This window comes from Maricaulis sp. D1M11 (assembly GCF_047308265.1).
Taxonomy (GTDB): domain Bacteria; phylum Pseudomonadota; class Alphaproteobacteria; order Caulobacterales; family Maricaulaceae; genus Maricaulis.
On sequence record NZ_JBKQWY010000002.1, the window covers coordinates 410484 to 427959 of the forward strand.

Consider the following 17476-nt stretch of genomic DNA (forward strand, 5'->3'; position numbering starts at 1 on the left):
TTCTTCGTCACGCAGCGCCCACCGTCATCCCCTCACACTCACTCCGCGCTCACGCCCCGCGTGTCGAGCCAGGTGGTGAACTGGGTCAGCCAGTCATCGGCCGGTGTGCCGCGCTGGTAACTGCCAAACCCGTGTCCGCCGCTCTCGTAATAGTGAAACTCCACCGGACTGCCGCGCGCCTGCCAGTCTTCGATCAGCGCAAAACCCTGACCGGCAAACAGGCTATCATCGGCGGCCAGTGCCACAAAAAGCGGCGGCGGCATGGCCGGGATTTCCGGCGGATTCATGGGGCCATAGACATAGCCGAGGAAGGCCGGAACCGGGATGGCCGTGTCGGCAGTGTCCAGGCTCAGACCCAGGGCGGTGATGGCGCCGGCGGAAAAGCCCAGCACACCGGTGCGGGTGATATCGATATCCCAGTCGGCAGCACCCTCATGGATAATCTGCCAGGCCAGACCGGCATCCTGCACAGCCAGACCCATGCCGCGCGTGCGGTCAAATCCGCTAAATGGCTCGCGTCCGGAGAAGATGGCGCGCATGTGGTTGGAAAACCCGGCCTCGTCCTGCGGTGTGGTCATGGTGCGGTATTTCAGCAGGAAGACCGTATACCCTTGGGCGACCAGGGGTTCGGCGATGCGATAGCCTTCATTGTCGATGGAGACAAACTGAAAGCCGCCGCCCGGAATGAGCAGGATCGCCGCACCATTGGCCGTGTCGGGATCCGGCAGGATGGGCAGAAGCGTGGGCCGGGTCACATTGCGCACCCAGCGTTCCTCACCAAAATCGGACCAAATTTCCGTGTCTTCCGGCATGGGTGGGGTGTCGTAGAGCGCCAGGGCGCCCGGATCGATCTGGGCGAGCACGCGTGTGGTCATGGCGGGATAAGAGTCCTCTGTCAGGTCCTGGGGCAGATCCTGGGTCCGGTCCTGGCTGTGCGCTGGGGGCAGGGCGAGTGTGAACAGAGTAAGAAGCAACAGGGCGAGTGTACTGAAGACGAACAGGCAGGCCCGGGCCATGACGCCGCGCGGCTGGTGCTCATCGAAACTGTAGGGTGTCATGGGGCCGACCTGGATTGCGTGAGTGCTTGATGATGGCAGTGCGCAGTCTAGGCCGAGGGGGCGGAGAGGAGCAATCCTGTGCGCGATGGGCTGAAGGCCTGGTCTTGAGCGGGTTTTGGTGTGCGTCATTTTTATGTTGCTGGACGCGCGTCCCGTCTCGCGTTAACTCTTTTTAGTTGTTTTACGGCTTTGGGGGAAAGCATGATCTGGCGTCGTGAAGATCAGAATTTCGGGTATGTGACCTTTAATGAAAACCGGGCGCGCCTGTCCTATGAGGGGGCAAAAGACGGCACATTCGTGCGTGCGGGCCTGTTGAATGACGGTGTGGAGGCCCTGACCGCCACAGATGATTTCTTCACCGGTGCCACGATCGGCTATGGTCGCGAATTGGTCAGTACGCAATCTTTCGATGTGCCTCGCAAGGTCGGGCTGTTGGACCGCCTGAGCCGCCAGGCGCCGCGTCTGTGCATGGATATCCAGCGCAAGATGGGCTTTGCCGTGCTGGCCGCCCGCGAATTCCAGAGCTTCCAGGTGCATTACGACAATACACTGGACGCGTTTCGCGCGGCCGAGGCTGCCGGCAATCAGGCGGCACAGGAAGAGGCCGCCGCGACCCTCGTGCGTTTGATGGCGGTCTATCTCGATCGCATGGGAGAGGCCTATATCACCCACCGCGCCGCGCTGCAGACGAAACTGATGCGCGATTTCAGAGGCGAGTTCGAGGGGTTGCGCGGTGCCGAGCAAAGCCGTGTTGAGACCTTCTATGCACGCCTCGAAATGGTTGCGGGCATTTTCTACCAGGTCTACGAAGTGGAAGTGCCGCCGGTTCTCGAAGCCGAGGATCTGACGCTGAGCCATCTCAATCGCTGGGTCGAATTTTTGATCGGTGCGCTGGTTCACATGGGCGAGGCCTTCGATGCGATCAAGGATTAAGGCGCCTCCCACAAGGGGTGTTTGACAAGCAATCCGGGGCCCGCGCATCAGTGTCGCGGGCCTTTTGTTTTGAGCGCGTTTCAGATTCGGGCTTTTGCCCGAATGCGTCCGACAGTGAGGGTTTTCGTTTGGGAACTTGGTGGGTGACTGAAATTGTCGCCCTCGTGGATCAGTATCTCTTCAACGCAGACGCACACAGTGTTGGAGAGACATCATGGCTATCGCTATTCACGCCTTTATCCCCGGAGCCGGTGGTCGCACCCGTTCAATGGTGCCGCACAAATTTCGTGACGGGTTTTTCCGCATGCAGGAGCCCAACAATGATGCCAGCTGCCTGCATGTTGAAGATCTGCGCTCGGTCTGTCGTTATCTCAATCGCGGGTATCGCCTGGCCATGAGTGCCGCGGACGGTCATGCCATGCCGTCCTGGATGGGGGCGGACAAGGTGAAGATCGCCATTCGCTAGGTTTTGGCGCCTGGTGCTGGCCCTGTTCTGGTCCTGATCAAGTCCTGATCTGGCCCTGTGCGTCAGGGCAGGGCGGGAAATTCGCGCTGATACCCGATCACCATGTCCTTGAGGCCCTGGGGTCGGATGACCTCCACCTCCTGACCCCAAGCATAGAGGTGCCAGCACATTTCCAGCCAGCCCGCCGCATTGAACCGGATGGTTAAAGATCCGTCCTGGGCCCATTCCAGCTCTTGCGCCGGGTGAAACCGAAAGCGGGCGGCATGGGGGGCGGCGCGCGGCGAAAACCGCCATTCCACCGGGCCGTACTCGTCTTCATTCTGGAAGGCGCCAAAGGCCCGCTGGGCATACCGATGAATGTCAAACCCCGGCGGGCGCTCGAAACTTTCCTCATGCAGGGTGGCCTGTTCAATGTCCTCGACCCGGTAATGGCGCAGGCTCATCGCGTCGCGCGCCCGATCACGTGCAACCAAATAGCGACGGGTGCCTAGCAGCAGGCCATAGGGTTCGATCTCGCGCTGGCGAGGGGCGGGGTCATTGCGGCTGCGATAGGAAATCGTCAGTACAAACGGACCTTTGAGCGCTGTGGCGATGGCTTCGTCAACATCTTCACGCGTGCGCGGTCTCGGTCCAGGCCGTGCGGCATGGCCCATGGCTTCGAGCAGGGCCTCCTGGTCGGCTTCAAGGCGGAAGCGGTGTCGGTCAGGGATCAGCGCCTGAACCGTGTCACGCAGGTTTTTCAGGGCCCGTGCCGCGCTGTCACCCTCATCGTTCAGGCGTTCGATAACCAGATCCAGTGCGGCGATCTCCTCGGCCTGGGGCGCCAGAAACTCCGCGACTCTGCGAGGTGGCAGGCGCCAGCGTTTGCGCCCTTCACTATCAAAATAATCCTCTGCGTCCGGGAAGACCTCGGCGAGGGCCTGACCCATGCGCTGGGCTGTTCGCCGGACTACACCAAATTCCCGCTCAATCTCGTCGAGGGATATTCCGACGCGCCCCGAGGCCAGCCGGGCCAGACGCAGTAGATCGACAGCTTTGGAGAATGACATGGAGGGTCTCATCACTATGGGTGACAGAATTTGACATGACACAGGTCGGGTGTCGAGCCGTGAGAATCGGCGTTAATCTCTGTTTAGTCTTATCTCGCTCACACTTCGCACGAACAGGAATCAGGAGACCGGCTTGGTCGAAGCGGTTGAACATACGGGCCTGCAGCGCTCGACACGGGTCATTCGCGACGCCGCCAATGCCACAGGGGCTGATTTCGACTTCCTCCTGCGAACGGCTGCGCGCGAAAGCAATTTCGATCCCGCAGCCCAGGCGCGCACCTCGTCTGCGGCGGGCATGTTCCAGTTTATTGAGCAGACCTGGCTGGGTGTGATGCAGCGCCATGGTGCCGCGCACGGTCACGGTGAACTGTCCCAGGCCATTGAAACATCGGCTGGTGGGCGTTTGTCGGTGAGTGATCCGGACACGCGCCAGGCCCTGCTGGATTTGCGGTTTGATGCTGGTTTGTCCGCGCGGATGGCGGCTGAGCTGGCGTCGGAAAACGCGGCTGTCCTGCAATCGCGTATCGGACGTGAACCGTCATCCGGAGAGCTCTATGCGGCTCATTTTCTGGGTGCATCCGGGGCGGCGGATCTGATCCAGGCCGCGGACCAGGCACCGGACGCTCCGGCGGATCAGTATTTTCCGCGCGCGGCTGACACCAATCGTCCCATATTTTATGAGCACGGCACACCGCGGTCCTTGCGCGATGTTCTGGCACGATTGACTGAGGAACGCCCGGTCAATCTGCCTGTCGAGCCCGCAGTCCAGGCAACGGACACCGTGCCTGCTATGGCGCAAGCGTCTGAACCACAGGGTTATTTCACACCTTCCGTCGTAGGCTATACCAGCGGGGAGTTATCGCCCTTGCTGGTGGAATTGCTGGCCTCGATGGACTTGCCCTTCGCGGACAAGGATCGTGAGTGGTAAACCGGGCGGTGTCCCGGAAAGCTTTCGTTAATCATGATTTCGGTAATCTTCCAGGTGATTTGGTGTGGTCCGTCTGCGGCCATGCCTGCTTCTGAAAGGGCCGATCATGAGTGTTGTCACTCTTCGCAACCGTTTGACGGAACAGGATATTCGTCGTCTCGTAAAGGGGGATGACGAAGATCGGGCCAATGCGGCCAGCAAGATCTGTCGGCGCGTTGACAGCGGGGCGTTGACCCAGGCCGAGCGCGAGGCCGCTGAAGGTATTCTTGAAATGATCGCCAGTGATGCCGCCGAGCTTGTCCGGAGGGCGATGGCCGTCACCCTGCGCAATTCTCCGCACCTGCCTCACGACATCGCCTGTAAGCTTGCCGCTGATATCGAAACCGTGGCCCTGCCTTTGCTGATGTCATCGCCCGTGCTGACCGATGATGACCTCCTGGAGCTGCTCGACACCTCCAACACCGTCAAGCGCAAGGCCATTGCCTCGCGGGAACAGGTGGGCACTGCGGTTGTCAAGAAGATCCTGGAAACCGGGGATGAGGCCGTCGTCAATGTGGTGGCCGCCAATAATGGCGCCTCCTTTGACAGTGAGTGTTATCAGGACGCCATGGAACGCTATGGCGACAAGACCGAGATCATGGACAGTTTTGTGGCCCGTAGCCACCTGCCGGTCGCCATCACCGAAAAGCTGATTTCGAAAATCAGTGACGAGGCCATGCAGCGCCTGGTGAAGACCCATGCCCTGCCGCCGCAGCTGGCCGTGGAGATCGCCGAGGAAAGTCGTGAAAGGGCCACGGTGGACCTGGTTGACCAGGCCGGGTTGGCCGAAAATCCGCGCCATTTCGTCCAGCAATTGCGATTGAATGGTCGATTGACACCGTCACTGGTTCTGCGGGCCACCTTGCGCGGACATATCGTGTTTATGGAGCATGCCCTGGCGGAGCTCGCCGGGGTCAGTCATGCCAAGGCCTGGCTTCTGGTGCATGATGCGGGGCCCTTGGGTCTGCGCGCGATTTATGATCGGACGGGTTTGCCGTCGCGCATTTTCCCGGCCTTGCGGGCCGCGCTGGATGTTTATCACGCGCTGGAGACGCCGCACGATCGTGACGGTCGGGCGCGTTTTCGTCGTCAACTGGCCGAGCGCGCGATTACCCGCTTCCAGGGTCTGCCGGAAGATGATCTGGAATATGTACTGGACCGGTTTGACGAGGATATGCGCGTCGCGATGGCCAGCTGAGGCGGCTTGATGGGTCTCTCTTACCGCCAAACACCTTAAATGAAAAAGCCCGGCCAGGAGCCGGGCTTTTTAATGAATGTAACAGGCGACTAAACCTAGTCGTCTTTCCATGGTTCTGCGAACTCATGGGTTTGTTTCTCCAGTTCAGCGGCCAGGGCGCCGGCAACCTGGTCATCCGTATTGCGAATGTTTTGGCTCAGAGCCGCGCGGATAGCGTGAACATGGGCGATGGCCAAAGCCTTGGACGCCACATCGCGTTTTTCTTGCATGTCGATCATCTTGGTCAAGGATGCGGAGATCCGGGTGATGATCGGAAATTCATAGGTCGAACCCAGCCCGCGCAGATCATGGGCGCGAATGAAGAGGGTTTCACCTTCTTCGCCCTTGAGGCCCTTGGCCATCACGGCCTTCGCGGCATCCTCAAGCTTGGTCACTTCTTCCTCGAGCCAGCCCTGGAATTGGCCGCGCATGTCTTTGAGCGCATCCTCGGCTTTTTCGATCAGGTGAAGATCGCCCTGTGAGATCGGGCCGCCAACCTTGATCTGCAGCATATTGGGCGGCGTGATCATTTCGGCTTCGTCAGGCTGCGCCATGGAGTCTTCCTTCCACTGGTATGCGATTAGCCGGCCATCATGGCCGGAGTGTCCGGTCGCGGCGTGGCGCGACGATCGGGGCCGAAGAAGGTTTCGGTCTCGATAAACGGACGATTGGAGGTCAGAACCGAGCGCAGGCAGCGCGCCAGGCCCTCGGCGGTGAAGGGTTTGACGAGAACATCATTGACGCCGGCATTGCGGGCCTGGCGCAGTTTCTCGGTCTGGGAATAGGCAGTCAGCATGATCACCGGCAGATAGGGGGCCGGACTGGCCATCGGATTGCGCAACTGGCGCACGAGCTCAATCCCGTCGAGCGGCTTCATCTTCCAGTCTGTGATCATCAGATCGACATGTTGTTTTTTGAGCAGGGTCAGGGCGCGTTCCGCGTTGTCGGTCTCGATCACCTGGGCACAGCCCAGGGCCTGAAGAGTGACACGCAGGGCTCCGCGCAGCGCTGCGTTGTCGTCAACGATCAGCACTTTGTATGCGGCAAAACTGGCGTGTTCAGCGGTCATCTGGTCCTGGCTCGACATTTCACGTCCAAATCGACCATCAAGCTAGGGTATTTTACTTAACGTGACGCTAAGCCGCAGGCCGGTTTTGGCCTCAGTTTTCGAACTGTTCAATCAGGATCCGTTCGGACAGATTTCTGTCCTTGTCGAACAACATGGTCAGGCAAATATCGCGGGCTTCGGCGACCTCGACATGTGTGACCTCGCGAAACTCCTGATTGTCGGCGACGGCAGACACGGGCCGGCGCATGGGATCGATGACGTCAAACCCAACGCGTGCCGCATGCGGCAACAGGGCGCCGCGCCATCGACGGGGCCGGAAGGCGCTGATCGGGGTCAAGGCGAGAACCCGGCTGTCGAGCGGCAGGATTGGGCCGTGCGCCGAGAGATTATAGGCGGTGGACCCAGCGGGCGTGGCGACCATCACCCCGTCGGCCTGGAGGCTGTCCAGACGTTCGCGGCCATCAATGGAGATGCGGATCTTGGCTGTCTGGCTGGTTTCACGCAGCAGGGAGACTTCATTGATCGCGAGCGCCGTGAAGCTCTTTCCATGAATGTCTGTTCCGGTCGCCCGCAACGGGCGGATGCGGGCGCGGTCGGCCTGGGCCAGGCGTTTGGGTAGGTTATTGGCCGAGAAATCATTCATTAAGAATCCGACCGACCCGAAATTCATTCCGAACACGCTGGCACCGGTCTCGATCGAGGCATGCAGCGCATCCAGCATCACGCCGTCCCCGCCCAGGGCGATCAAGGTCGTCGCGTCTTTCAGCGGAACAGAGCCATAGCGATCTTCCAGCATGGTGCGGGCCGCCTTGGCGTCGTCGCGGGGGCTGGAGAAATAGGCAAAAGCGGGAGGTGTGGAGGTCAAGTCAAAACGCCTGCTCGAAACGAGCGCGTATTCAACTCCGCGAACCCATCTGGCGCAAGACCTTGCTGGCTTTGTCTGCACCATACATGCGGAAGACATTGGCGGCGGCTGTCATGGCATCGCCTTCAAGGACCTGGTGGATGCGTCCGGCCTTCATCAGCGCCTTGTGAATGATGGGATAGGCACCGCGGTTTAACTCGGCGGCCTGGCAGGCCATGGCCGCTGCGCGCACGCCATTCATCGCCAGGGCGACCCGCCATTGTGCCGGAGTGATGCTGCACAAATGGGCGATCGCGTGATCAAAGACCGGGATATTGCCGGCCTTGATGGCGGTCAGTGCGAATTCGCCCGTCAAACGACCGGCCTCAATGGCGTCGGCGACAGTCTTGGCGGCTTCTTCGTCCTTGCTTTCGGACGTGGCGCTGAGCGCCGTCTCAATCGTCAGTTTCTCGACCTTGGCCTTGTCCAGGCCAAAGCGACGATACATTTCCTCGCGCCAGTTCTCCGGCAGCATGATGCACAACTGTGTCGCGAACTCGGTCGACAAGTCATGCCGACGGGCCAAGGCCTCACGCAGTTTCGGATTGTCTTTGGCCACTGTGAGGCAGATGTCCAGCGTATTCTCGCTGATCTCGGCGGTATCGTTATTGGCCAGAGCGCGCAGGATCGGCGCTTCCGCCGGCTCGGCCAGAATATCGGTGACCACAAGGGCCAGATTGGGTCGGGCTGCCAGCGTGCGGCGGTGATCGCGCGACCCGTCGCGGGCCAGATCCACCATGTCCTTTTCCGTGAGGGTTTTGGACTTCTTGATGACCAGGCTGGCAACCTCGATCTCTTCAAAAGCGAGATGGCGAATAATGGAGTGGGGTGCCCAGCGACACACAGCTAGCTTCTCGGCCATATGCACTTTGGACGGGGTGTTGGCCTTGGTTGAAACCATGACCAGAATTTCGCCCGCAATCTCACCTGCGACCTCGGACAGGGGCTGCGCGGTACACAGATCTGTGATCCCAATCGCCAGCTCATTCTGCTTGGATGGGTCTCGCAGTCGGGCCAGGTGGGTAATGGTGTGTACGGCGTTACTCGTCATGTCTTCAAAGGCAGCGGATTACAAAAACATCGTCAATCTGGTCTTATAGGCTGTGCCTTGAAAACTTATTAATTTGTTGAAATGGAAGGCGACACCGATGGTCGACATCGCAAATTCCGATCTAATATTTAATAACTACTGCAAAGTTCGAAACAACTCTCAAGCATGGGTTGTGGATCTGAGTGCCGAGGACATGGTGGTCCAATCCATGCCGGATGTATCGCCCACGAAATGGCATCTCGCTCACACGACCTGGTTTTGGGAGACCTTTCTGCTGCGCGAACACCTGCCGGGATATCAAGAGTTTTCCACAAAATTCAATTATTTGTTCAATTCATACTACGACCGTGTCGGGGCGCGTCACCCCAGACCGGAACGCGGCCTGCTCACTCGCCCCTCGATCGACGAGGTGATGGCCTATCGGGCCCATGTCGATGCGGGCATGGCGTCTCTGCTTGAAACCGGATGCAGCGAAAAGTTGCAGGCGCTGATAACCTTGGGCCTCGCGCACGAAGAACAGCATCAAGAGCTGATGTTGATGGATATCAAACATGTCCTGTCGCGCCATCCCTTCGCGCCTGTCGCATTTTCACGTGCGCCTGTGCCCGCGGAAGGGAGCGAGGACGAAGCGTCAACGGGCTGGATCGACGTCAAGGGCGGGGTGTTTGCCTTTGGCATGCAGGATGACGGCTTTCATTTTGACAATGAGGGTCCGGTGCATCAGGCCGTGCTCACTGATTTTGCACTGGCGCGTCATCCGGTCACCAATGCCGAGTATCTCGCCTTCATCGAAGACGGCGGGTATGCCGATCCTACACTCTGGCTGTCTGATGGCTGGGCGCATATCCAGGCCGAGGGTTGGACGGCACCACTGTATTGGCGGCGCGAGGCGTCGGGCTGGCGCGAATTCACCCTGCATGGGGAACAGCCCCTCGACCCGCACCAGCCTGTGGTGCATCTGAGTTATTATGAGGCATCAGCCTATGCTGAATGGGCCGGCGCGCGTCTGCCCGAAGAGCGTGAGTGGGAGCATGCGGCTCGCACGCTGGCGGGACCCGAGGTCGCTGGGGCGCAGCCGGGCGTGTCAGCGCACCCGTCAGCCCGCAGTGCGCCACACGGACAGCTGGCTCAGATGATGGGCGGGGTGTGGGAATGGACCCGTTCCGCCTATAGCGCCTATCCGCGTTACAAGGCGCCTCCGGGGGCTGTGGGTGAATACAATGGAAAATTCATGTGCGGGCAGTTCGTTCTGCGCGGTGGATGTGTTGCGACACCGGCCGGGCATGCACGTGTGAGCTATCGCAATTTCTTCCCGCCGCACGCGCGCTGGGCCTTCGCCGGATTGCGTCTGGCCAAAGACATTTGACGTCGGCGGGACAAAAGTCGATCTTGGGCTTGGCGGGCTCGAAGAGGCGTAAACGCCCGGCAGAACCCGGCCAGACGGTTTCAAGCGAGACAGTCCGTCGGCGGACGAGATCTCGCGATCGATAAGGGGAGGAGAACCCAATGGACGATCAAGCCGCGTTTTCCGCGCGTGAACTGGTCACGGATGAAGAATGGCAAGCCCGCTGCAGCCTGGCGGCCCTGTATCGCCTGGTGCGTATGCATGGCTGGGATGATCTGTTTTTCACCCATATTTCCATGCGTGTGCCGGGACCGGACGAGCACTTCCTGATCAATCCGTTCGGATTGTTGTATGAGGATGTGACGGCCTCGAATCTGGTGAAGGTCGATCTGGAGGGCAATGTCCTGCCGCCCTCACGCTATGGCATCAATCCCGCAGGTTTCACCATTCATTCGGCGCTTCACGCTGCGCGACATGATGTGAAAGTGGCGATCCATCTGCATTCCGATGCCGGCGTGGCGGTGGCGGCCCAGAAGGGCGGATTGCGACCGATCTCCCAGCTCGCGATGAATATCATGAATGATATCGCCTATCACGATTATGAGGGCCTGGCCCTGGAGGAGGACGAGAAGGTCCGCCTTGTGGGTGATCTGGGCGAAAAGAATCTCATGATCCTGCGCAATCACGGCACGTTGGCTGTTGGCGACCACCCGTTTAGCGCGTATGTTCGCCTTTATCTCCTGGAGCGTGCGTGCAAGATCCAGGTGATGGCACAGGCAGGCGGGGAGCTGGTCGAATGGGATCAGAAAATGCAGGACCGTGTCTTCGGGCAATCCTCCGAAATTGCCTCGAACGAACTCTTCAAGGAGATCGCCTGGGCCGCCGTACTCGACCGTGTCCGTCGGGAGAGTCCGGGTTTCGACGTCTGACATACAGACCCGATGTGTCGGAGCGCCGTCGATGGCGAGCGATCCGCACCCTGTTTTTGATGACCGGTCTGGGCCTTGTCGCCTGGGCCGGTTTTTCTTGGGAGGCGCACGCCGGAGCCTGGACCCAGAGGCGGGGCGAGGGTGTGTGGATTTCCACGGTCCAAGTCAATCGCTCGAATGCGGCGTATGACGCGGACGGAGCGGTGATTGCCGACCGGATCTTCCACAAGGATGAGGCGTCCCAGTATGGCGAGATCGGGTTGAGTGATCAAACTACCCTCGTCACGCGTCTGGCCTGGCAGACGGTCCGCATGCGCGCGGGTCCCAATGCCGACAGCGCTGAAGGGCTGGGAGCCAGCGAGATCGGTCTGCGCCGCCAGCTCCATACCGCCGGGCCTTATGTGGTCTCCTCCCAGCTCAGCGTGCTGATACCCGGTGAGGGAGAAAACCTGTCCAATCAGCCGCTGGGAGAGGGGGGATGGGCCTCAGATCTGAGGCTCCTGGCGGGACGCAGTCTGGATGAGGGTGTGTTCGACGGGTTTGTGGATGCCCAGCTGGGCTGGCGCTGGCGGGACGGGACACGGCTGGACGAGGCGCGGCTCGATCTGACCTGGGGGCAAGCCCTGGCCTCGCGCATCGACCTTTTGCTGCAATCGCATTCGGTCTGGAGTGTGGAGGGCGGCCGGGGCGTTCAATCCAGCTTTGCCCAGCACAAGCTCAGCGCCTCTCTCCTGGTGGAGTGGCGCGGGCGTCAGGTTCAGGCGGGAGTGTCGACAACCCCGTTGGGCCGCAATTCTCAACGCGAAAGGGCGGTCTTCTTCAGCGTCTGGCGCCGGTTCTGACCGCCCGTCTCTATGGCGTTGGCCCCGGATTTGGCAGGGAGCCTGCCTATTCGCTCACCACGCTGGTGGCGTCCTGCGCTGTTGTCTCGACCGCCAGATAGGCGATCACATCGCGGCGGGCTGCGGCGTCGCGCAGGCCGACAAAACTCATGCGATTGCCCGGCACCATGGCGCGCGGGTTTTCAATCCAGCTGTCCAGTGTCGCGGCATCCCATACCAGTCCGCTTTCGCTCAGCGGACGGGAATAGTTGAACGTCTCATTATAGGCGGCTGACGCCCCCACAATGCCCCACAGGTTCGGACCAACCGTATTGCGGCCGCCCTCGGTGAGTGTGTGACAGGACTGGCAGCGGCGAAATTGACGGGCGCCATTGCTCAGATTCGCCTCGAGATAGCCCTCGCCCAGCGCGGCGAGAACAGCCTGGGTGGCGGTGTCGGCGGCCTCATCCTGGGCCAGGGCCGGGGTGCTGAGTGCAAGCGTGGCCGCAGTCAGGGAAAAAACAAAACGTGACATCAAGAACTCCGATATGTGTCCCTCTTAGCCTATATACCGCAATTCGCCCCATGCCCAATGCGTCAGCATGGCGCGGGGGCAGATCTAGGTTACGCCGAGAAATTCACTATCCTCCGCGTTGAGTGCGACTTGCGTTGTCGCGGTCTTCCCTTTGGTCATGCGCCAGGACCAGCAGTTTTCGATCTCGCGACCATCAAGGCTGGCTTCCATGACCTTGTCCGCTTTCAATCGACAGACGACGGCCGCCGATCCGGGCTCGCAGACAATCGACCGTGGAGAGTTGATGTCATCCTTCCAAAGCGCAACGGAATAGTCTGGTTGGAAGTCCTGTTTTTCGGACGAATCCGGATCAGCTTGCTCTGCCTCATGTTTTTTCCGGTAGTGCTCGGCCGACGCATTGACCAGCGCCTTTGACGTTAAAGTCAGGACAGTTGAGCCCGGATCATCTGAAAGGCCGGTGGAATATCGAGCGGGCCAACGAAAACTGAGCTGTGGTCCGTCCATCAAGAGAACGAAGACCAGGGACGGCCCCAGGGATTTGAGGACTTCATGGACGGGTTCGCTGCGTGCCAGGTCTTCACAGATCAGTGTTGAAAACGCACTGCCTTCCCGAAACAGGTTCACGTGGAGTTCGCGTTCTTCAATCGGGATGTGTTCCCACCAGACAATGTCCGGATCCAGGACGCTGTCGAGACCATATCCTTCGATCTGAGACCGGTTGAGTTGCCAGCGATGATGTTTCGGGCGGCTGGTCGCAATAAAGCGTCGTTTCTCGTCCTCTGAGTCATCGTAGAAGTTCGACGTCAGGACAAAATTGCCATCAGGGTGTTTATGATAACAATTGCTGTTGGATCCGCTGGTCAACAAGGACACGGACGGGTGGTTTTTGGCGATCATGCCCGAGATGGATTTGAACAAATCCCAGTTCAGGGCAAATTCCGGGAAGACAACGGCATGGATCTTTCCTGCATTATCCTCCGCTGTCTGTATCAAGCGGTCGATCGTCTCCACAAATCTCGGGTATGAGCTGGCCCTGGGCAGCCAGGTTTGGTCCAGATGGAACCATCCCCATTTGCGAGTGGATTTTGAGGTTTGATGCTGTGGCTGGAAGGCCTCGGCGTCGATCTTGAACGGATAGGGGATCAGGAGAACATTGAAATCCTCTCTTATGGGGTCTCCCAGATCCCGGGCAGGCGGTCTCAACCAGTGCACGCGGATCTGGCCTTGGTTCGGCAAAAGCGACACATGATGGCTGAGTGCTCGCATGGTACAGCCCACGGCGGGGGTCTTGTTCTTGGGCTGGACACACGCCACATCCTGGCTCAGGCGGAGGGCCAGGGTCTTGAAGCGCGGCCGGATCGGCAGGTGTTCGTAGCTCTGGCCGGGGGAGGCTGTGTCTGGATCCACCGCGCGGTGTGGTGTGTCTGCGACGTGTGCGTTCTGTTTGAGCGAGGCCTGCCGGTCGCGTTCGAGGGTGGCTGAGTACATCTCGTCGAACCAACTGATATCCTTGTCGAGTTCGCCGCCTTCTGACTCACTGAAGCGCCCGATGCCCGCGCACGCCTGGTCGGCTACAATGGTCAACAGATAGACATTGATGCACCACTCGGGAATGGAATCGCCCGGTTTGAGGTCGAGATACAGAGTCTGCGCCCCATTGCGGGTGATTTCCTGCCACATCTCCTTGATGCGGGCAGGCGTTTCAACGAAGCCGTGAGTTCCGCTCTCGATCATTCTTCGAGAGGTGCGCCACTCATCTCCGAGCTTGATGGCGTCGCGATAGCGATCTTCTGGCACGAAGTGAAAGCCCTCGCCGTCCGCCTCGCCATCAAGCCGGGGGCTGAAAAAGCGATAGGCGCCTGACCAATGCAGGAGGAGGGCGCAAAAGCCGAAAACGTCCGGCGGGGAAGCGGGGCATGTCCAGCGGCGGCGATCATTTGCCATTTGTGTGCCACGCGGGAAGGCGACCCGCAAAAGGTGACGTATGGACGCACGTTGATCCAGAGTTCCGCTGGTATGTACCGGATTGGAATTATTCTCTGAACTCTCGCCCCCCTCAGCGCTCGTCATGCGTGTTCTGCCCCGTATATGCTGTGTTTTGAGAAGAATCTTGTTGCGACGAGCGTTAGCACTATGTTAAGAGTTAAGGCAACGAAAAGTTGTGAAACTGCGGGGTTTCTTGCAGTTTGCGGCGTTCTTTTCTGTCTGTACGGGCGCTTTAGCAACGCTATCGTAAGGTTTTCAGACCAAAAATAGTATATTTTTAAAACCAAGAAGAATCAATCTAAGCGGGAGTAAGGACGATCCCTGGCCCCGCGAAGCGAGACACGATGACAATCCTGACTGATGAGGCAACACACCGGGCGTATGCGCAAAAAGCAGAGCGGGCCAAACAGCGCCTGCACGCCCGATTTGAGGCCCCTGGCCGCACGGCGGAACAGATCGATACGATGATCGAGACCTACACCCGCGCACTACTCGAAAATAATGGCTATTTCGATGATATTGAAGGCGGTGCCACGCGTTAGTGATGATCGCTGACGGACACGGATCCAGGCTTGACCATTCCCGGCTCCATCCTTTCTGGCTTCAGCACTCCTTTAGGCTGTTCGAGACGCAACCCGGATCCATTGATCCGGGTTTTGTGTTTTCGGCCATGGCGCCCGATCTTGTGGATGTATGGAAGGGGCCGTTGAATGCGGCAGAACCTGCAAGCCGGTATTACAGAGAGCGCCGATTGATTGGACAGGATGTCGATTGGCATTGCTATTGATGCGACGCCTGAACGTGCGTCTGCCGACGGCGAAGGGGTGAGACAGGAGAAATCCATCAATATGTCCTCGGTCGCCTTTGAGAGATCAAGGAAAGTGAAATGACGGGATCAGACCAATATGATGCCGTGCTCGGGTCGAGCCGAGAGGGAATAAAAGAAAAAATGGTGCCGGCTGAGGGACTCGAACCCCCGACCCTCTGATTACAAATCAGATGCTCTACCAGCTGAGCTAAGCCGGCGCGCGGCGAACGCGCGAAGCCCTTGCAATACGCCGCTGCGCGAGAAAGCTCAAGCGCCCGCTGCGGCCCGAATGCAGACGGGGTGAATTCGGTCGGTAAATGGGCCCAGTCAGCAACGTTCAAAGGAAATTCACTTTTTTGGATGCAAGTCTCAGTGTACCGCAACTAATCCGGCTAGATAGCGTTAAACAAGGCAGGTTTGTCGATGGAACCCGAGACTGGCTCGCCGGCGCGCACCGCTGATCTGCATCGCGTCATCGGACCGGTGGGGCTCACGCTCTATGGTGTGGGTGTCACGCTGGGCGCGGGTATTTATGCGCTGATCGGCGAGATGGCCGGAGTGGCGGGCATGCATGTGCCGCTGGCCTTCCTCTTTGCTGGATTTCTCGCCGGTTTGACCGGTTTATCCTATGCCGAACTGGGGTCGCGCTATCCTGAAAGTGCGGGTGAGGCCGTTTATGTCCAGCAGGGTTTTCGGCTGAAACATCTCACATCGGTGGCCGGATATGGGGTGGCCCTGTCGGGCTGTATCTCTGCTGCGGTCGTGCTGCACGGTTTTGCTGGATATCTGCACGATTATGTCGACCTGCCCGATATTGCCGTCATGGCCATGGTTCTGGTGGCACTGACAGGTGTCGCGCTGTGGGGCGTGAGAGAATCCGTGTGGCTGGCCGCTCTGATTACGCTAGCAGAAGGTTTCGGGCTGGTTTTGATCCTGGGCGTGGCCGCGCCGGATGCACTGGCCTATGAAGCGCCGCCCTTTGCCGCCCGCAATGACGGTCTGGCCGCCTGGCCCTGGGCCGGTTTGCTGGCTGCGAGTGTGATGGCGTTTTTTGCCTTTATCGGCTTCGAAGACATTGTGAACCTGGCCGAGGAGGTTAAGGATCCCCAGCGAAGCCTCCCGATAGCCATTCTTGCGACACTGGGGATCTCGGCTGTGTTCTACATGGCGGTCTCCTGGGTGGCGGTCCGGGTGGTGTCTCCCCAGGAACTGGCTGAGTCATCGGGGCCGCTGGTGACGGTGTTTCAGGCCGCGACCGGCCGGCCGGGCCATATTCTGGCGGCCATTGCCCTTGTCGCGATGATCAATGGTGCCCTTGTGCAGGTGCTGATGGCCTCGCGCGTACTTTATGGTCTGGGCAAGCGCGGGCTGGGTCCGGCCTGGCTTGCCTTTGTCAGCCCGTCGCGCAAGACCCCGCTCTGGTCCACCCTGATTGTCGCGGGCTTGGTGTTTGTGCTCAGCCTGTCAGGTGTGCTCGGTGGTCTGGCCATTGCGGCCTCGGCCGTCACCCTGATTGTGTTCGCGCTCGTCAATGCAGCCCTTCTCGCGGTGCGACGCCGGGAGGCGCGGCTGGACGAGGCGCCGTTTACGGCTCCCCACTTCCGGGCCCCGCTCTGGGCGCCTGTGGTCGCCCTGCTTGTCAGCGTGTTTGTTGTAGTGGTCGTGGCCGTGACGACGGTTTTCTGAGGCCGGGCCCTAGTGTTTCCCGTTCTGGGGCGACGGCGCGCGTAGGGGTCAACGCGCTTCGTTCAGAACCATCACCAGGCGGGCGCGGGGTTGACCCGTGCCGGTGCCGTCGGACAATGGCGGCGACCGGTGCAGTACGGTTCCGCGCAGACCGTCGGGCCAGAGCTTGCCTTTAAGAACAACCGGATGCCCTGTCGGTACAGGGTCGATGACCTGGGCTTCGTCAGCCGTCTCGCCTAGTGCCAATTCCGTGCCCGGCCCGGCATAGGTACAGATCAATCGCGCTCCGACATGATCGCGATGAAAGCGCCGACATGCATCATCGCGGATGATTTCGAGCCTCAGATGCAGGTGGTGCCAATCGGTAAACTTCGCATAGGCGCGGGCGAGCGTGGTGATATCCGATTGTAGCCACGCACGGGCCGACGGTGTCGGCCAGTTCCAGTCTGTCAAAATCTCCATCACCCCGGCGCCGACATGATCAACTGGTGTGGTGATACGCAGATTGTCGAGAGGGCGTGCGGGAACGTCGTTGAGTGCAGCGGCAACGCCCGACGGCACAGTACGATCCCAGACCAGGGCCTCACACGCCGGGTCACGCAGGTGATCCATGGCGTCGAGATGTGAGACCC

Annotated in this window: 18 protein-coding genes and 1 tRNA gene; 9 read left to right on the plus strand and 10 right to left on the minus strand. The window is 59.8% G+C overall.

Annotated elements, in window-relative coordinates; translation table 11 throughout:
* Positions 1 to 38: 38 nt before the first annotated feature.
* Entirely contained in the window at positions 39 to 1058 is a 1020-nt protein-coding gene (locus RMQ97_RS06185; protein ID WP_413659981.1) for an alpha/beta hydrolase, read from the minus strand.
* Between the two features lie 201 nt (positions 1059 to 1259).
* Between RMQ97_RS06185 and RMQ97_RS06190 the strand changes: the two genes are divergently transcribed.
* Together RMQ97_RS06190 and RMQ97_RS06195 are read left to right on the plus strand one after the other, a co-directional pair.
* Positions 1260 to 1991: a hypothetical protein gene (locus RMQ97_RS06190; protein WP_413659982.1), complete on the plus strand. Its 732-nt coding sequence runs from the start codon at positions 1260 to 1262 to the stop codon at positions 1989 to 1991.
* 214 nt (positions 1992 to 2205) lie between these two features.
* Complete coding sequence (locus tag RMQ97_RS06195; RefSeq protein ID WP_413659983.1) at positions 2206 to 2457, plus strand: hypothetical protein; 252 nt, start codon at positions 2206 to 2208, stop codon at positions 2455 to 2457.
* Positions 2458 to 2519: 62 nt separating this feature from the next.
* On the opposite strand, the gene RMQ97_RS06200 is transcribed toward RMQ97_RS06195, so the two are convergent.
* Positions 2520 to 3506: a helix-turn-helix transcriptional regulator gene (locus tag RMQ97_RS06200; RefSeq protein ID WP_413659984.1), complete on the minus strand. Its 987-nt coding sequence runs from the start codon at positions 3504 to 3506 to the stop codon at positions 2520 to 2522.
* A gap of 133 nt (positions 3507 to 3639) precedes the next feature.
* Here RMQ97_RS06200 and RMQ97_RS06205 point away from each other — a divergent pair, with 133 nt between their 5' ends.
* Together RMQ97_RS06205 and RMQ97_RS06210 are read left to right on the plus strand one after the other, a co-directional pair.
* On the plus strand, positions 3640 to 4434 hold the full coding sequence (locus RMQ97_RS06205) for a hypothetical protein (RefSeq protein ID WP_413659985.1): 795 nt from the start codon (positions 3640 to 3642) through the stop codon (positions 4432 to 4434).
* 106 nt (positions 4435 to 4540) lie between these two features.
* Positions 4541 to 5671 carry a DUF2336 domain-containing protein gene (locus tag RMQ97_RS06210; protein ID WP_413659986.1) on the plus strand — a complete coding sequence of 377 codons (1131 nt, stop codon included), beginning with the start codon at positions 4541 to 4543 and terminating at the stop codon, positions 5669 to 5671.
* 95 nt (positions 5672 to 5766) lie between these two features.
* On the opposite strand, the gene RMQ97_RS06215 is transcribed toward RMQ97_RS06210, so the two are convergent.
* The 4 genes from RMQ97_RS06215 to RMQ97_RS06230 all read right to left on the minus strand — a co-directional run bounded on the left by RMQ97_RS06215 (position 5767) and on the right by RMQ97_RS06230 (position 8734).
* A complete protein-coding gene (locus RMQ97_RS06215) occupies positions 5767 to 6264 on the minus strand; it encodes an Hpt domain-containing protein (protein ID WP_413659987.1) in 498 nt (165 codons plus the stop codon).
* Between the two features lie 26 nt (positions 6265 to 6290).
* Positions 6291 to 6779: a response regulator gene (locus RMQ97_RS06220; protein WP_413659988.1), complete on the minus strand. Its 489-nt coding sequence runs from the start codon at positions 6777 to 6779 to the stop codon at positions 6291 to 6293.
* A 91-nt stretch (positions 6780 to 6870) separates the two neighbouring features.
* Positions 6871 to 7644 carry an NAD kinase gene (locus tag RMQ97_RS06225; RefSeq protein ID WP_413659989.1) on the minus strand — a complete coding sequence of 258 codons (774 nt, stop codon included), beginning with the start codon at positions 7642 to 7644 and terminating at the stop codon, positions 6871 to 6873.
* A 31-nt stretch (positions 7645 to 7675) separates the two neighbouring features.
* Positions 7676 to 8734 (minus strand): DUF2336 domain-containing protein, encoded by a 1059-nt coding sequence (locus tag RMQ97_RS06230; RefSeq protein WP_413659990.1) that lies wholly within the window; start codon positions 8732 to 8734, stop codon positions 7676 to 7678.
* A 97-nt stretch (positions 8735 to 8831) separates the two neighbouring features.
* Here RMQ97_RS06230 and egtB point away from each other — a divergent pair, with 97 nt between their 5' ends.
* The 3 genes from egtB to RMQ97_RS06245 all read left to right on the plus strand — a co-directional run bounded on the left by egtB (position 8832) and on the right by RMQ97_RS06245 (position 11850).
* Entirely contained in the window at positions 8832 to 10100 is a 1269-nt protein-coding gene (gene egtB / locus RMQ97_RS06235; protein WP_413659991.1) for an ergothioneine biosynthesis protein EgtB, read from the plus strand.
* A gap of 140 nt (positions 10101 to 10240) precedes the next feature.
* Complete coding sequence (locus tag RMQ97_RS06240; RefSeq protein ID WP_413659992.1) at positions 10241 to 11008, plus strand: class II aldolase/adducin family protein; 768 nt, start codon at positions 10241 to 10243, stop codon at positions 11006 to 11008.
* Between the two features lie 14 nt (positions 11009 to 11022).
* Entirely contained in the window at positions 11023 to 11850 is an 828-nt protein-coding gene (locus tag RMQ97_RS06245) for a hypothetical protein (RefSeq protein ID WP_413659993.1), read from the plus strand.
* 46 nt (positions 11851 to 11896) lie between these two features.
* Here RMQ97_RS06245 and RMQ97_RS06250 read toward each other — a convergent pair whose 3' ends face one another.
* Together RMQ97_RS06250 and RMQ97_RS06255 are read right to left on the minus strand one after the other, a co-directional pair.
* Positions 11897 to 12364, minus strand: a complete 468-nt coding sequence (locus RMQ97_RS06250) for a c-type cytochrome (protein WP_413659994.1) — start codon at positions 12362 to 12364, stop codon at positions 11897 to 11899.
* A gap of 84 nt (positions 12365 to 12448) precedes the next feature.
* Positions 12449 to 14434, minus strand: coding sequence for a hypothetical protein (locus RMQ97_RS06255; protein ID WP_413659995.1), 1986 nt, complete (start codon positions 14432 to 14434; stop codon positions 12449 to 12451).
* Positions 14435 to 14694: 260 nt separating this feature from the next.
* On the opposite strand from RMQ97_RS06255, the gene RMQ97_RS06260 reads away from it, so the two are divergent.
* A complete protein-coding gene (locus RMQ97_RS06260) occupies positions 14695 to 14892 on the plus strand; it encodes a hypothetical protein (RefSeq protein WP_413659996.1) in 198 nt (65 codons plus the stop codon).
* Positions 14893 to 15300: 408 nt separating this feature from the next.
* Here the strand turns inward: RMQ97_RS06260 and RMQ97_RS06265 are convergent.
* Positions 15301 to 15376 (minus strand) — tRNA-Thr (locus tag RMQ97_RS06265).
* A 205-nt stretch (positions 15377 to 15581) separates the two neighbouring features.
* Between RMQ97_RS06265 and RMQ97_RS06270 the strand changes: the two genes are divergently transcribed.
* On the plus strand, positions 15582 to 16844 hold the full coding sequence (locus tag RMQ97_RS06270; protein ID WP_413659997.1) for an APC family permease: 1263 nt from the start codon (positions 15582 to 15584) through the stop codon (positions 16842 to 16844).
* Between the two features lie 48 nt (positions 16845 to 16892).
* Here the strand turns inward: RMQ97_RS06270 and RMQ97_RS06275 are convergent, their stop codons facing one another.
* Complete coding sequence (locus tag RMQ97_RS06275) at positions 16893 to 17456, minus strand: DUF1826 domain-containing protein (protein WP_413659998.1); 564 nt, start codon at positions 17454 to 17456, stop codon at positions 16893 to 16895.
* Positions 17457 to 17476: the final 20 nt, after the last annotated feature.